The organism is Paraburkholderia sp. GAS38 (genome assembly GCF_050434965.1).
GTDB lineage: Bacteria > Pseudomonadota > Gammaproteobacteria > Burkholderiales > Burkholderiaceae > Paraburkholderia > Paraburkholderia phenazinium_A.
In genome coordinates this window covers 198,268-213,348 of the sequence record NZ_JBNDJO010000013.1, presented here as the reverse complement: position 1 = coordinate 213,348, position 15,081 = coordinate 198,268, and the positions used below count along the sequence as shown (strand labels likewise).

The following is a 15,081-nucleotide window of genomic DNA, read 5'->3' as shown; positions in this document are numbered from 1 at the left end:
TTTATACAAAGCAAAGGAGTTTGCCGAGTGAGCCATGATCCCGCATCAACTGTCACCCTGGCGCCGCAGAACATTTACGACGATACGACCTTCTTCGAAGGCTATAAAGCGCTTCGCGACAACGACACAGGCCTGAACGGCGTATTGGAAATTCCCGCCCTGCATCGCCTGTTGCCTGATCTCTCGAACCTGCAGGTGCTCGATCTGGGCTGCGGCTTCGGCGAGTTCGCGCGTTTTGCGCGAACGCAAGGCGCGGCCTCCGTGACCGGTGTCGATATCTCGAAGCGAATGCTCGAGGAAGCCGCCACACGGACAAGCGATGCGTCGGTGATGTATCTGCATTGCCCGATCGAGCACTACCAGCCGGCACCGGATGCCTTCGACCTCGTCGTATCCTCGCTTGCGCTGCATTACATCGAAGACTATGCGGCGCTGGTCGAGCGCGTGTTTCAATGCCTGAAGCCGGGTGGTCGCTTTCTGTTCTCGGTGGAGCATCCGGTGTGCACCGCGTATCCGGCGGGCTGGGCTCGCGATAACGAGGGTCGCAAACGACACTGGCCGGTCGATCACTACCGTCAGGAAGGCAAACGGGACACGCGCTGGTTTGTCGATGGCGTGATCAAGTATCACCGCACCGTTGAAACCTACATCAACACGCTGATCCAGGCGGGCTTCCGGCTCGAGCATCTCGGCGAACCGGCGCCTTCCGCAGAGGCCTTGAAGGTTCGTCCCACGCTCGAGGACGATTGCCGTCGGCCGCCGTTTCTGTTTTTACGCGCTTTGCGGCCAGTGGGTTAGGCGCGCGGATGGCCTTCGCTACAAGCAAGCATGTCATTCTCTGAACCGCGGCCACTTTCAGGCGTGTCATCGTTTTCACCCGCCACATTTCCCCTGCCTTAAGCATTTCGTAGTCATTCGGCATAATTGCAAATGAGAATCGTTTGCAATTATGCCGAAACTGTCCCATTATTAAGCGTGCCTCAACGTGGTGATTTTCCTGCGCATGCTTTTACTCGTCCTACCTGTTCAAACTGACTTGACCGTCCTCGGCGAAGCGCATCACTGCGCGCGTCTGGCATTGCGATCGTCCAGGGCTGCCGGCCACCGGCCACTCCTTAAACCGGAGGTTCCATGAATTTCCATAGCTCATCCGCAGTGATGCATTCACTGCTGGAGGATCCATCCAGCTCGCACGCCGACGAAGCCGAGCAGACGGTCCTGAACGCGGTTCGCACCTGGTTGCGTCCGCGCTGCGATGCACAGGGCCGCAACGGCGACTGGCGCGACGTGCTGTCCGACGCCGGCGTGACCGTCGACGGTCTCGGCTATTTCGACCTCCTGATGGGTCTGCTGCGACGCTTTGCCTATCGACGCATCGACACGCGCTGCCGTTGCGCGAGCGACCTCGCGAAAGACGAAGCGTCGCTGCTGCAGACCATCGCGTTGCTGCAGCGGGTGCGCAGCGATGCCGCCGTCGAGTTGCTCAACGACTGGCTGCCCGAGCCTGCGGTCAGCGGTGCGCTTAAGATCGTGCGCTGGTTCGCGATTGCGTTGCTCGATGCAGGACTCGTGATTCAGGTGCGCACGCGCCGCGTCACTTATATGCACTGATTGAGCGGACGAGTCTTTGCATGTCGGTTAACTCTTCAATCGCAATTGCGGCAATCGCGGACGAAACACCGGTACCGTCCCACCCATCCAGTCCCGCCCGAATCGACGGTGCCGACGTTGCCGTTGTGCCGGAACTCGAATTTGTGCCTTGTAGCCTCGCGTACCGGCACGCCGCCGGCATGGTTCATCCGAAAGACGGAGAGTTGCTGCTATGGCGCTTTCGTCCGGAATGGCATCTGGTGTCGAAGGATGAGGCCTACGCGCGTCTTTCGAAGGCCGAACTGGCGCGCGTCAGGAGTCATCCCAATCCCGCGCTCGGCAAGCGCTTTGCCGTGGGCCGTGCGGTGATGCGCGAGATTCTGGCCCACATGGTCGGCTGCGCGCCCGGCGACGTCGAACTGACGGAGGATGAGCGCGGTCAACTGCGTCTTGCGAACGCCGACCCGCGTGAACCCATCGAAATCGCTATCGCTTATGCGGGGATCTGGATCGTGATCGGCGTGAGCACGAGTCCGCTCGGACTCGCGACCCGTGTACCGACGCTGCCGGACAATGCCGCTAGCGGTCACCCGGAAGCCACGACGCGGTCGCGTCGAACCAAGGCGAGCCGGTCGATCGAAACACGAAGCGGCGTGCGCCACGACAGCCTCACGATCGCAGCAGGGACGCCCGTGCTGAATGCCGACGCGCACGTATTGCGGCAGGATTCGGCGAGCTTCGTGATCGATACGCCCGGCGCCATGCGCTGGCACATTCTCGACCTGCCGATGCCCGGCATCATCAGCGCGGCAGCCGCGGTCGCTCAACCGTTGACGCGCGTGCTTGCGTTCGGTTGGGCGGGGCGCGACGGCCGGACTATCGCACGCTAGCGCGACGCCCCATTCAACGAAGCCGGTGCCGTCAGCACTTGAGCGGCCGCTGCCGCATCGCGCGCAATCGCTGCGTCGCTGAACGGCACGCGCAACCAGCGTTGCTTCGCGTACTCGCGCGTGCCGTCGGCGTAGTGCGGAGAAGCGGGATCATCCGATTCCGATGAGGCGAGCATCGTGTCCGCCACGACCTCGCCCTGCTCGAACCGCACTATCTGCAGATAGCTGTTGCCGTCCGGATTGACGTCCATCGAATACGCGCGCTGGTCGAAAGGATGCTGGGCGCACGCGGCAGTGATATAACCGCCCTCGCTGCAGCCGCCGAACAGCGGAATGCGCTCGTCATTGCGTTGTACGTAGAGCGCCTGGCTGCGCGGGGCGTCGATAGGGATGCCGGCGCTCTGCAAGGCCGCGAGTGCCGCGCGCATCACTGTCGCGAGTTTGGCGCGGTCGACCGCGATGCCGGACGGCGTCGTCAACGGCCGTTGCGGATCGAACGGCACGGCGTATAACTGCGAAGCGGGAAGATCGTCGAGGCGTCGCCAGAATTCGTCCCACAGTGTCGCGCCGCGTGCATCGACCGCGCCCGTATCGTTCCATGCTGCCAGAACCGTGCATGCCTGCTGCAGATCGCCGGCGTTAGCGGACCCTCGTGAGCTATCCGCGAGCGGCGCGGACGCCGGTGCTGACGTCGTGGTTGCCGAATCAGTCGTGCACAAGCGATCGAGCACAGGCTGCTTGAAGAGGATCGCCGACATCGAGCGGCTGTCCAACGCCACACGCTGCAGCGCGCCGGCCGACACACCCGCCGGATCGGCCTGCAGTTGCGCGGCGATGGTGTGGCCAAGGCGGGTACGCAGGGACTGCGCGGTGTCGCTTGCGCCGATCACGCGCGCATAGCCCGTCAGCGGTTCGGCCGGATTGGCGAGCCAGAAGCTGCCGTTGAAATTGCCGACATAGTCGCGCCGCAGCAGGCTCGGCATGTGGGCGACCGGCAACGCTTGCGGCTGCACGGAGTCGCGCTCGACCTGCCAGTCGCATGCGCTGTGTGCGCCGTCGAGGAACGGCACGCCAGGCATGAAGCGAGCGAACGCCTTGCCGATCGCCGTCGTGCAGCTTTGCGCGAGACGATCGGGAACATCGGGTACGGCGCCGATGTCCGCGTACCACACGCGCGGATCGTCGCGGCCGATCGCGAGCGTATTGACCCACGGCATCGCCGCATTGCGCTTCTGGATGCGGATGAAGTCATCGAGCGAGCGCGCCTGATTCCACTCAAGGAAGTTTTCGAAGACGCGGAAGTTGTCGGCGTTGATATCGCGCAGCGCGAACGCCTGCTGTGCATTCCACGCAAGCGCTGGCGATTTCGAACTCAGGTTGACCAGCGGACCGAAGCGCGAGCGGTATAGCGTTCGCGTGACTGGATGCAGGGCGCCATCGGCCGCACGGACCTGGACCGTCACGCGCGTGGGGGTCATCGTTTCCACGTGTCCATCGTATTGATAGGACGTGGGCGACCCCGCCACGAGGCTTAACTGAAACAGACCGAAACGCGCTGCGGTGGAGACTGTATGGGTCCACGCGACATCACGGTTAAAGCCGATCATCGTTACGGGGACGCCGAGAAGCGACACACCGCTGACGTCGAGCTTACCGGGAATCGTCAGTTGTGCCTGGTAGAACCGGTCCGGTCCGCTCCAGAACCAATGCGGATTGCCGAACAGGAGGGCGCTGTCGTTGTGCGTCGCATCCGCACCGAACGCGAGTCCGTTGCTGCCCACGCCTTCATGGCCGCCGAAATGCGCGAGCGGCGCGGTGGCGGCCACGCTAAGCGAGGCCGGCGAACCTTGCGGCGTGGCTGGTGAGCGCAGTGGTGTGGCCGAGGCGGCCTGATGCGGTTGCGATTCCGTGACCGCGCCGGGCGGCTGAGCCGTTGCAATGGCGGACGCGAAGCGCGCCGCGCCGCCCGCGAGATTCAACGCATAGAGACGCCGGTAGATGTCCGCCGAGCTGATCTTGCCCACCCACGGCGCCGAGCGGCAGGCCGCATGCGCGCCGGCAGATTCACCGTGGGCGAGCTCGTCCACATAGCGGTTGTAACCGCTCGCGAAACCGTCGACCAGCGCGCGCATCGGTTCGCTCTGGGCGTTGCGGTAGCGCGTCACGGCCGCATCGTCGTCGATGAAGCGGAAGAAGAAGTCCGCGTCGAGATTGGTCGGTTGACCGAAGGTGGCCTCGCTTGCGGGCTTGGCATCGGCGCCGAAGTAGCGTGAACGCTCGCCCCGGAAGGTCACGAAGGCATCGGCCATCGTGCACAGGTTGTCCTGCGCCTCCACGTAGCCATACCCGTAGCCAAGGCTACCCCAATCGTCCGCCTTCAGATGCGGAATGCCCAGCGCAGTGCGGCGGATCTCGACCCGGTAAGCCGGCGTGCCGGTGTCGGCGTGCTGCTGGACGTCTGAGGAAGGTGCAGTGCAACTGAGTAGGGCAAGCGCGATAGGGACAGCGAGCAGCAGACGCGCGCTGCGGATCAGCAAAGGTATCAGACGCATGGAGTGGTGGGCCGTGCAGGGGTTTCGGAAGGCGCTAGCCGGGAGCGCAGCCGCATGGGAGGTCCGCAGCTGACGGACTTCTTCGACGCTTGGGGTTGCCCCACGTCAGGCCCATACTAATGCGAATGATTCGCAATTACAAGCAAGCGCAACCTTCGCGGTTCTTTCATTGCGTTACGAACCCGGCGGCCCGCTCAGCTTCCCAACGCGGCCAGTTGCCTCAGGCGCCGCGCCAGCGCCTTCGATACGACCTGCGATTTCGCGCCGTTGCCGATGCCGCGCGCGGCTTCGCTCTCGCGCAGGAACGCGGCGGTCTCGCTGGCCACGATTTCGCGTTCGTTGTCCGACGTGATCATGTGATACGAGTCGTCGAGGTAGATCGTGCGCAGGAACGGCGAGGCAATCTTCGCTGCGACGTAGTGCGCGTTGCGAGGATTCGCGGTCTCATCGTCGATGGCATGGATGATCAGGCAGTCGGTGGCGATATCCGCGAGCTTTGCACGCACGCGTGTCGCAAGCCGGCTGGCCTCGCGTAGCGCGGGCAGTGAAATGGTCGACGGTCCGACTTCGCTGATGCCGTTGCGCTGCATGGCGCGAGCGATCTTGGCGCGCAGCGCTTCGTTGCGTAGTCCGAACGGCGACGCCTCGCGATATCGCCAACGGCTGCGCAGCGGCGTGTAGTACGCCCAGCCAAGCAGAAAGCGGTACCACGGGATCGCCCAACCGTCGTACGAGAGCGTGACCGACAGCAGCACGACCGCATGCGCCGTCGGCCGCTGGTTGACGACCGCCAGCGCCAGCGCGGCGCCCACCGACAAGCCGCATACCGAGACGCGGGCATAGCGCTTGGCGAGTTTGTCGAACTCGTGCACGGCGGCGTCGACCCATGCCTGCATGTCGCGTTCGCTCGTCCCCGCGCTGTAGCCGTCCAGCACTGGCGCAAAAGCGGTGAAGCCCTCGTTGTTCAGATGACGCGCGAGAAAGCGCATTTCGAGCGGTGAACTCGACAGGCCGTGCAGCATGAGTACGGCGTGCTCGCCGCCTTCCTGGAGGATATGTTTGGCTCGGTCCAATGCTTAATCCTCGATGCGCAGGACCAGGAAATCGCCGGCGTGTGTCGTAAATCGCTCGCCGACGCAATCGACAGGCTTGTAGTGGTGCTCGCCGCTCTTGACGCGCAAGCGATGACTGCCGGGCGAAAGCGTGTTTTGCAGACGTGCGATATCGGCCGGATGGACCGAGGAAAAACGGCTGCCCGGCGCACTGGTATGCGGCAGCGTGCTGGCGCTGCCGGCGGTGTGCTCGGCATCTGGACGCAACGACGCTTTCCGGTCGAGCGCCTGAATCAGAATAATGGTGTCGTGGTAGTGAGGCAGATGGCGCAGCAGGCGATGCGTTTCGTCGATCGTACGAAGTCGCAGCGCACGGTTATTGTCCGCGCGCAGCAGCATTTCATAGCGCGATTTCGCCACTGACGCGAATAGCTCGGCACGGAACTGCATGCGCCGCAGCCGTTCGATCAGGGCAATGATGAAGATCGTCAAGGTTGGATACGAAAGCAGCAGCCTGACGTCGTGGTAATCGAATACCGAGAAATCCGCATAAGGGGGAACAAACAGATAGTCGGCAATCACGAGTCCGACCAACATCACGGTCAAAGCCGGCCCCAGCCCGAAAAAATATTCGATGAGGGTGGCGGCGACGCAGAAGAATGCGCCCGGCATGGCCGGACCGACGAATGGATTGAGTAAAAGGCGTACCCCGCTCGCCACCGCCAAAGCCAGGCACGCGGCAAGCCAGGCCCGGGAACCGCGTGGCGCCCACCGTTTGGCGTTTTGAATTTTCACAGCACCGCGTGCTTCGTAGCACGCTTAATTTAGAGATTGGGCGCCAATGGTATCGCATTCGCTGGCCGGCGACATCGATTTTGCTAGCACTAATGTGAAGAAAACGCTACAGGGTCTCCGTTTCCGTATGTTTCGGTTGCTTACACAATCGACAGGTTTGGGTGTACTCACTAATCGGCACGCGAGGCGAGCCGTTAGAACGTGTACGTCAGTGCGAGCGTGTCCGTGTTTTGCTGAACCCGCCGTGTAATCGGACTGGAAGCAGAGTTGCCATACAGACGGGCAAATTTCAGCTCGACGGTGGCGATCAGCGATTTGGTGATCAGATAATCCGCTTCGACCGTGACGTAGCCCGTCGCCGCGCCGCCGTGCGCGTCGTAGACAGGCAAACCGGACGCTGCGCTCTGGCTCGGCGTCACGCCGAAAAACGTTTGCTGGTAGGTCCCGTTCGTCCACGTGACGCCCGGCCCCGCGGTTAGATACAGCTTTTTGCCGACCGGCAGCGTGAGGGTGGTGTTGGTGTCCACCACCAGCCCTTCGCGGTTGCCGGCAATGTCCTGGGCCGCCGAGGTCGAGAACGTGAAAGCCGATTGCGTGTAGGTGAGGAAGGCCTTGGCGCGCGGCGTGGCGGGCACGTTCTGCAGGCCGCGCAGCCGTGCGTCTTCGCTGGTCTCGCGCTCGGTGAAGTCGTATTGGAGCGCGAGGCCCGCGCTCCAGTTGGCGTTGTTGACGAAATACACCCCGAACAGCATGTCTTCTTTGGCGAAGAAGCGATTCTTGTATTCGATGTCGAACGCTGGAAACGGTCTGAGCCGCATGAAGTTCGCGCCCGGATACGCGGGTTCCCATTGCGCTTCGGCGCCGACGGTCACGGTCCAGTCCGGCGCCGGCGCGGCGGTGGTGGCGTTGGCCGGGGCCTGTTGCGCAAACGCCGCGACAGGCGCCAGCAGGCCGGCAAGCGCCATCAGGCCGGCGCCGAGTTGGGGTGACGAAAGCATAGTGCTCGTTCGGAGAGGAGGAAGATCTCTGAGGCGGGACTGTGCGGTTTAAACGCTTCGGTCCTCTATTTAAGCCTCATTGTGAAGCCCGGAAGATTCAGGGCGCGCGTGATTATGAGGGATGCAGCGCAAACCTGCACGCCTTGTCAAAAGCAAAGCGCTGTACAGATGGGGGACACGAGGGGAGATTGGACCGTTGACGCATGCCTCGGCGGGAGGCGTGCAGCGGGCCGCGCGCAGCAGGCGCGGCCCGTGTGGTTCAAGTGTGGAGGCGTCGAACCGTGGCGCAGATTAGAACTGGTGACGCAGGCCGACCGTCACCGCAACCTGGGTACCCGTCGACGAAGGCGACAACGTATTGATCGTGGCATCGCCGAGTACCGAGCCGGTCCCTGCGCCATGGACGTGTTGATACACGCCTTCGACGTAGACATCGGTCCGCTTGCTCAGCGAGTAATCGGTTTGCAGCGTGAACTGATTCCACTCCGGCGATGCGCTGGCGCCACCGTTGCCGTACGAGCCGTCCGTGAAGGTGTACGCACCGGCGAGGCTCAGGCTCGGCGTCAGCGAGTAGCGTGCATTCACTTCGTAGTTGTCGAGGCGCAGGCCGCCACCCAGAGCGGTGTAACCGTCGCCGCCGGCAAACACGCTCGAGAGGTTGTCGATCTGCGAGTGGGTCCATAGCAGGCCCACGGTAGCCGGACCGAACGCATAGTTGCCGCCTGCGCCCCAGATGCGTTGACGTTGCGCGACGAAGTCGGCGCTGCCGTCGTCGAGCGCGACGGCGCCGTTCGGATTCGTGTCGCTTACGCCGCCGCCGGCGTTGTTGAGCTGCAGGTAGCCGGCCGCCAGGTTCAGGGGGCCATGCGCATACGTGGCGCCAAAGCCATAGGCGCGGTTGTTCGAGAAGCCGCCGGCCTTGTTGCTGAACGCGTACATGCCTTCAACCGTGAAGCCGCCGTAGGTGTTGCTGGTGTACTTCACCGCGTTGTTGATGCTCATCGAGTCCGCAGCGAGGTTATCGTTGTTGAACGGATGCGCGGAGAGGTTGCCGCCGTAGCTGCCGCCGGCTGAGGAGATCGGGCCGAGCACGTCGTTGACGGTGTCGAACTGGCGGCCGAGCAGCAAGGTGCCGAACTGATCTGTTTGCAGCCCGACGTAGGCCTGCTCGCCGAACGCGTCGCCCGCGTTGTAGAGGCTGCCGTTGTTCAGGTTGAAACCGTTTTCCAGTTTGAAGATGGCGTGCAGGCCGCCACCCAGGTCTTCCGAACCCTTGAGGCCATACACGGTGTTTTCCGTGGCGGCGCTGGTTTCTTGCCAGCTGTTATGGCCACCCTGATTATTCGCAAACACGAGACCCGTATCGATAACGCCATACAGGGTGACGCTGCTTTGCGCGTGCGCGGACAATGCGAATACGCCTGACAGCGCGAGTGCCAGCAAAGACTTCTTCATGCTTTTAAGCTCCATGATGTAGCGGGGACTGCGAGAGTCAATCGCCCTAAGCGGTCATACCGTCGTACGGCTTGTCCATGCAGGCCGTACCGCCGCGTCGGGAATCCTGCGGGGTCGTAATGAACGAGAACCGCGATGCTACGGGTTCGGAAATAAAAACGTTGTATAAAGTGACGGCGCTAATCGCGCCAAAAAAGTAAAGGCGAGCCGGCCATTTACGTCGCTGGAACAACAATCTGTTCTCTTTCAATGCGCTATTCACGGTGCATGTCCGCTCATAGAATCGCTTCCTCAGCCTGTTCGTCTGCGTCGTGGACGAACTGCCCTCAAGACGCCAGCAAAGTTGACGATGACGACAGTTCTGCCGCTTAAGCAGCGATATAGCGCAACCGCAATGGGCCTTCACTGGCTTATCGCGTTGCTGATCGTGGCCGGTTTTTATCTCGGCTGGATCATGACCGATATCCCCGGTTTCACGCCCACCAAGCTCAAGTACTTTTCCTGGCACAAGTGGATTGGCGTGACCGTGTTCGTGCTTGCCGTGATTCGCCTCGCCTGGCGCCTGACGCACCGCGCCCCGGAGATGCCGCCCGGCATGGCGCCGCTGCAGAAGCTCGCAGCGGAAGCCGCGCACGTGTTTCTGTACGTGCTGATGCTGGTGATTCCGGTCACGGGCTATCTGTACAGCTCGGCAGCTGGGATTCAGGTGGTCTATCTGGGCATCGTGCCGTTGCCGACGCTGATCGGGCCGGACGCCGCGCTGAAGGTCATGCTGAGAATCGTCCACATCTGGTTGAACTACACCTTGCTCGCGCTGGTGATTGTTCACGTGCTGGCGGCCCTGAAGCATCACTTCATCGATCGCGACGGCTTGCTGGCGCGCATGATCCCTTTTCTTAAGTAGCTCTCAAATAGCCTCACGCTCAAGGCAGATATGAAAACTCCTTTCCTTCGCTGGATCCTGGCCGCGACCGCGCTGACCTCGCTGTGCCTCGGCGTGGCGCATGCGCAGGTCGATACGTCGAAAAGCACGGTGACCGCCACGTCAAAGCAGATGAACGTGCCCGTCGACGGGACGTTCAAGAAGTTCACGGCACAGCTCAACTTCGATCCGGCCAAGCCGGCCGCGGGCAGCGCCAAGCTGAGCATCGATACCGCGAGCTACGACCTCGGCGACGAAAGCTACAACCAGCAGGTGCGCGGCAAGGAATGGTTCGACGCCGCGCAGTTTCCGAATGCGACGTTCGTCTCGAGCGCGATTGCGCCGGCGGGCGGTAACCAGTTCAAGGTCAGCGGCACGCTGACCATCAAGGGCAAGTCCGAAAACGTCACGGTGCCGGTCACCGTGGCGCAGCAAGGTACGACTCAAAGCTTCGACGGCGCATTGCCGATCAAACGCAGCCAGTTCGATATCGGCACGGGCGAATGGAAGGACACGTCGGTTGTCGCCGACGAAGTCGTCATCAAGTTTCACATCGTGGCAGCCAAGAAATAAGCCGCACAACCCACCTGGAGAATGATTTTGAAAAAGCAACTTTTGGCTGTAGCCATCGCCGCAGTGGCAGCAGGCGCATCGTTTGGCGCAATGGCCGCTGACGTGACCTATACGCTCGATCCGACCCACACCTACCCGAGCTTCGAAGCCGACCACTTCGGCGGCGTCTCGATCTGGCGCGGCAAGTTCAACAAGAGCAGCGGCTCGGTGACGATCGATCGCGAAGCGAAGACGGGCACGCTGGAAGCGACCATCGACATGACCTCGGTGGATATCGGCAACGGTACGCTGGATACGGAGTTGAAGAGCCCGAAGTTCTTCGACGCCACGCAATTCCCGACGGCCGTCTATAAGGGCACGTCGATGAAGTTCAACGGCGATGTGCCGGTCGAAGTGATCGGCGAGTTGACCTTCCACGGCGTGACGAAGCCGCTGAACCTGAAGATCGAGTCGTTCAAGTGCTTCCAGAACCCGATGCTCAAGCGCGAAGTGTGCGGCACGGAATCGACGGCGACGTTCGACCGTTCTGACTTCGGCGTTGACTTCGGCAAGACGTATGGCTTCAAGATGGCCACCGTTCTGCACATCCAGGCGGAAGGCGTGAAGCAGTAAGCGAGGATGAGCCCGCTACGCGATGGCGGGTTGCCTTGATGGACGCCCCGGTCTGAGATGACCGGGGCGTTTTTGCATGGGGCGTTGGTGCTGCGCTCGCGTGAAGGCGCGTGTCGGCCCGTATCGGCCCGTTAAGCCTTGCTGCCGGACGGCTTGCCGTCATGCGGACCCATCGGACGCACGGGCCAATCCACCCAGCGGTCCTCGCGGGTGGCTTCGTGAGCCTCGTTCATCGGATAGCGAATCCGGTTTTCCTTCTTTTCGGTCTCGCCGATGACCAGCAGCCGCACGTCGTGATCCGTGTTGTTCATGAAGGTATGGCAAATCCCGGTGCCCGCCGGAAACGCGACCGAGTCGCCCGGCTTCAGCGGATGCAGATGGCCGTCGATCCACACATCCGGCGTGCCTTCGATCACAAACACGAATTCTTCTTCCGCACTTTCGGCATGCGGGTACGAGCTCCGGCGGCCGGGCGGCAGGCGCATGTGGTGAATGCCGATGCGCTGCAGGCCCAGTTTCCTCGCGAGCGGCGCGCCGATACCGAGCAGTTCGGTACTGCCCTTGTAGTGGGCGTCGTCCGCACTCTCCAGCTCGGTCCAGTGGCGGATGAACTCGGGTCGTTCCATCAATGTCTCCTTGTATGGGCGTTCCTTGCGGGTCCGCCGTGCACGGGACGGCCGCACCCGTTTTGATGGCGCGCCGCGTGCGACGATCTTACTGCAGCCAGGGAAGACTTCGTACCGCTACAAAATTCTCCGTGCGTTGCGCCGCAAGCGCGTTGCCGCCTTAGCGGCGCAACGCGCGCAGATGCTCGAGCAGCCTGTCGATTTCCGCCTCGGTGGTCAGATAGCTCACGGATGCGCGAGCAATCGTGTCGAGACCCCGGGCAGTCATATCGAGCGGCGTGTAGGCCACGCCGTTGCTGCCGATCGATATGCCCTGCGCGGCCAGCGCGCGTTGCACCGCGGCCGGCTTGTGGCCCGCCAGGTTGAACGCCACCAGCCCCGAGCGTTCGCGGCCCTGATCGAGGACGGTCACGCCATCGATCTGCGCCAGCTCGGCGCGCAACGTCTGTGCAATGGTGTCGATGCGTGCGCGGATGTGGTCGAGGCCGATATCCAGCGCCTCCTGCAGCGCATTGGCCAGTCCGCAGCGCAGCGCCGGCGCCAGTTCCGACGGTTCGAGGCGCGCGGCGTCGGCCCGCAGGATGGGCTCGCCGCTGGCATCGAGCGGTGCCGAATGGGTGTCGACGAACGCCGGCGTGAGCTGTGGCAGAAAGTCCTGCCGCACATACAGCAGGCCGGTGCCGCGGGGACCGCGCAAGGCTTTGCGACCCACGGTGGTCAGGACATCGCAGCCGATCTGCTGCACGTCGATGGGCAACTGTCCCACGCTTTGCGCGCCATCGATGAAGTACGCAATGCCATGGCGACGCGCAATCTGGCCGATGGCCGCCGCAGGATTGATGAGGCCGCCGTTGGCCGGCATCCACGTCAGCGCGATCAGGCGCACACGCTCGTCGAGCATTGCCTCAAGCGCTTGCGGATCGACGGCGCCGCTGTCGTCGGAGGGAATCGTTTCGATCGAGGCGCCGGCCCGTTGCGCTGTCAGGCGCATGGTTGCGAGATTGCCGCCCCATTCGTGGCGCGCCACGAGGATACGGTCGCCCGGCCGCCACGCGCCCAGCGCGGCGAATGCGCCGCCCCAGGCCGACGAGTTGCCGGTCGTCACGGCGATCTCCGACGGCTGCGCGTTGAGCAGTCGAGCCGCGAGTGTGCGGGCCTGTTCCGTTTGCTGACGCGCTGTCACACCTGCTTCCATGGGACCCTGGGTCGCTTCGCGCCAGAGGTGCTCGCGGATCGCTTCCAGCGTAGCCGTTGACGGCAATGACGAACCGGCGTGGTTGAAGTGCGTGATGTGCTGCGTACCCGGCGTCTGGGCGCGCAGCGCTTCCACGGCGGCAACGGTAAGAGGGGCTGGCATGCTTGGGGTGCTCCAGTGGGGCGGGCAGGGTTTAGGGCTGCGGTTTGCAGGCTGCGCTTCAGGGCTGTGAATCACGGTTGTGACTCACGGCTGTGAATCACGGCTATGACTCAGACCCTGCGTACGAGGGCCACGTTTCAGGATTGCGTGAGCGAGACGACGGCCTCGACTTCCACGGCCACCCCGGAAGGCAACGACGCGACACCCACCGCGCTGCGCGCATGCCGGCCGGCGTCGCCGAACACCTGCACCATCAGATCCGACGCGCCGTTGCCAATCGCGCTCTGACGATTGAACTCCGGCGTACTGGCGACAAACACGCCAAGGCGCACGATGCGCGCCACGCGGTCGAGCCGGTCGCCGGTAGCGGCGGCAATCTGCGAGAGGATGCCGAGCGCGGCGAGACGCGCCGCCGCGATGCCGTCTTCGTCCGTGACATTGTCGCCGAGACGGCCCAGGTATGCAGCCTGGCCGTTCTTGCGCGAGATCTGCCCGGAAATGAACAGCAGTTGACCGTCCTGCACGAACGGCACGTAGTTCGCGGCCGGCGCGGCGGCGGATTCCAGGGTGAGGCCGAGTTCAGCGACGCGAGCGGTGAGGGAGAGGCTCATGGTGGGTGTCTCAATGGAATGAATGAACGACCATCCTATGGTGGCCGCCGCCCGCTGACCAATGAATTCTTGCCGGCGACACGTGAGCCAAACTCATGCGTTCAGTCTGGCGAATCTTGCGCGGCCATCTGCATCAACCATTCGCGGAAGGCCGTCGCGGCTTCGCTCTCGCCTGTCGCCGTGCGCGGCGTGACGAGCCACCAGCCGATGCGCGGATCGTCCAGCACCGCGTCGGGCGCCGGCTGGATCAGCGCGCCGCTTGCCAGTTGCGCGGCGATGAGGCGGTGGCGGCCCATTGCGATGCCTTGTCCGGCGAGTGCCGCTTCGACGACGATGTTGTAGTCGTGCAGATGCACCGTCGTTGCATGACTGAGATCGACGCCGAAACGCGTGGCCCAGGCTTGCCATTCGAAGGGCATTTTGGCGTGCGAGGCGAGCAGCGGATAGCGCAGCAGGTCTTGCGGCGTGCGAGGCCGCCGTGCGCCGGCGAGCAGCGCGGGTGCACACACCAGCGAGAGGCGCTCGGACATGAGCTTGCGGGCGCGTACGCCGGGCCAGCCGCCGCGGCCATAGCGAATCGACAGATCCACTTCGCCGCCGGACACGTCCGCTAGCGCGATATCGGGCCGCAGTTGCAAGTCGATACCGGGATGCGCGGTGGAAAACGCCGGCAAGCGGGGCGCGAGCCAGCGTGTGGCGAACGAAGCCAACAGACCCACGCTGAGCTTCATCCGCGCAGCAGCGGGAGCACGCGTTTCCTCGGTGCCTGCGCGCAGCAGTTCGAAGGCGGCATGTACCTTGGCATAGTAGGTGTGTCCGGCAGCGGTCAGTGCGACCGCCCGCGTGCGCCGTTCAAACAGCGGCACGCCCAGTTCGCTCTCCAGCTTCTGGATATGGTGGCTGACAGCGCTTTGCGTGACGAAGAGTTCCTGAGCCGCCTGACTGAAGCTGAGGTGTCGTGCGGCCGCTTCGAAAGCGCGCAGAGCAACGAGTGGCGGCAACGGACGCATGGAACGCATGGGGCTGGAGCGAAGACCTGAGTGAGTGC

General features: G+C 63.3%; 15 protein-coding genes. 6 read left to right on the top strand and 9 right to left on the bottom strand.

The annotated features are described in order from the left end of the window. The first annotated feature begins 27 nt into the window (after positions 1–27). The 3 genes from P3T42_RS27405 (at position 28) to P3T42_RS27395 (ending at position 2,480) form a co-directional block, all read left to right on the top strand. Positions 28–798 carry a class I SAM-dependent methyltransferase gene (locus P3T42_RS27405; protein WP_074293835.1) on the top strand — a complete coding sequence of 257 codons (771 nt, stop codon included), beginning with the start codon at positions 28–30 and terminating at the stop codon, positions 796–798. 333 nt (positions 799–1,131) lie between these two features. Then, positions 1,132–1,611 carry a hypothetical protein gene (locus P3T42_RS27400; RefSeq protein WP_429307791.1) on the top strand — a complete coding sequence of 160 codons (480 nt, stop codon included), beginning with the start codon at positions 1,132–1,134 and terminating at the stop codon, positions 1,609–1,611. Between the two features lie 20 nt (positions 1,612–1,631). Beyond that, complete coding sequence (locus P3T42_RS27395) at positions 1,632–2,480, top strand: hypothetical protein (protein ID WP_429307790.1); 849 nt, start codon at positions 1,632–1,634, stop codon at positions 2,478–2,480. Here P3T42_RS27395 and P3T42_RS27390 read toward each other — a convergent pair. From P3T42_RS27390 to P3T42_RS27370, 5 genes are all read right to left on the bottom strand, one after another. Continuing rightward, on the bottom strand, positions 2,477–5,032 hold the full coding sequence (locus P3T42_RS27390) for a penicillin acylase family protein (protein WP_429307789.1): 2,556 nt from the start codon (positions 5,030–5,032) through the stop codon (positions 2,477–2,479). The genes P3T42_RS27395 and P3T42_RS27390 overlap by 4 nt on opposite strands. Before the next feature lie 194 nt (positions 5,033–5,226). After that, positions 5,227–6,054, bottom strand: coding sequence for an alpha/beta hydrolase (locus P3T42_RS27385; protein ID WP_074296949.1), 828 nt, complete (start codon positions 6,052–6,054; stop codon positions 5,227–5,229). A gap of 54 nt (positions 6,055–6,108) precedes the next feature. Continuing rightward, positions 6,109–6,879, bottom strand: coding sequence for a DUF4118 domain-containing protein (locus P3T42_RS27380; RefSeq protein WP_429307788.1), 771 nt, complete (start codon positions 6,877–6,879; stop codon positions 6,109–6,111). A 194-nt stretch (positions 6,880–7,073) separates the two neighbouring features. Beyond that, complete coding sequence (locus tag P3T42_RS27375) at positions 7,074–7,877, bottom strand: MipA/OmpV family protein (RefSeq protein WP_429307787.1); 804 nt, start codon at positions 7,875–7,877, stop codon at positions 7,074–7,076. Positions 7,878–8,168: 291 nt separating this feature from the next. Then, positions 8,169–9,332 carry a porin gene (locus tag P3T42_RS27370; RefSeq protein WP_429307786.1) on the bottom strand — a complete coding sequence of 388 codons (1,164 nt, stop codon included), beginning with the start codon at positions 9,330–9,332 and terminating at the stop codon, positions 8,169–8,171. A gap of 349 nt (positions 9,333–9,681) precedes the next feature. Between P3T42_RS27370 and P3T42_RS27365 the strand changes: the two genes are divergently transcribed. Genes P3T42_RS27365 through P3T42_RS27355 form a run of 3 tightly spaced genes read left to right on the top strand, consistent with a single transcriptional unit; the run spans position 9,682 to position 11,439 of the window. Next, positions 9,682–10,236 carry a cytochrome b gene (locus tag P3T42_RS27365; RefSeq protein ID WP_074293828.1) on the top strand — a complete coding sequence of 185 codons (555 nt, stop codon included), beginning with the start codon at positions 9,682–9,684 and terminating at the stop codon, positions 10,234–10,236. Positions 10,237–10,266: 30 nt separating this feature from the next. Next, complete coding sequence (locus P3T42_RS27360; RefSeq protein WP_074293827.1) at positions 10,267–10,827, top strand: YceI family protein; 561 nt, start codon at positions 10,267–10,269, stop codon at positions 10,825–10,827. A gap of 27 nt (positions 10,828–10,854) precedes the next feature. Beyond that, entirely contained in the window at positions 10,855–11,439 is a 585-nt protein-coding gene (locus P3T42_RS27355; protein WP_171991570.1) for a YceI family protein, read from the top strand. Between the two features lie 131 nt (positions 11,440–11,570). Here P3T42_RS27355 and P3T42_RS27350 read toward each other — a convergent pair whose 3' ends face one another. The 4 genes from P3T42_RS27350 to gcvA form a co-directional block, all read right to left on the bottom strand. Continuing rightward, positions 11,571–12,065 (bottom strand): cupin domain-containing protein, encoded by a 495-nt coding sequence (locus P3T42_RS27350; RefSeq protein ID WP_429307785.1) that lies wholly within the window; start codon positions 12,063–12,065, stop codon positions 11,571–11,573. 160 nt (positions 12,066–12,225) lie between these two features. Next, on the bottom strand, positions 12,226–13,422 hold the full coding sequence (locus tag P3T42_RS27345) for an aminotransferase class V-fold PLP-dependent enzyme (protein WP_429307784.1): 1,197 nt from the start codon (positions 13,420–13,422) through the stop codon (positions 12,226–12,228). 137 nt (positions 13,423–13,559) lie between these two features. Next, the gene (locus P3T42_RS27340) at positions 13,560–14,033 is read right to left on the bottom strand and encodes a RidA family protein (RefSeq protein ID WP_429307783.1); all 474 of its coding nucleotides are present in this window, start codon (positions 14,031–14,033) and stop codon (positions 13,560–13,562) included. Positions 14,034–14,134: 101 nt separating this feature from the next. After that, on the bottom strand, positions 14,135–15,052 hold the full coding sequence (gene gcvA, locus P3T42_RS27335) for a transcriptional regulator GcvA (protein ID WP_429307782.1): 918 nt from the start codon (positions 15,050–15,052) through the stop codon (positions 14,135–14,137). Positions 15,053–15,081 lie beyond the last annotated feature (29 nt).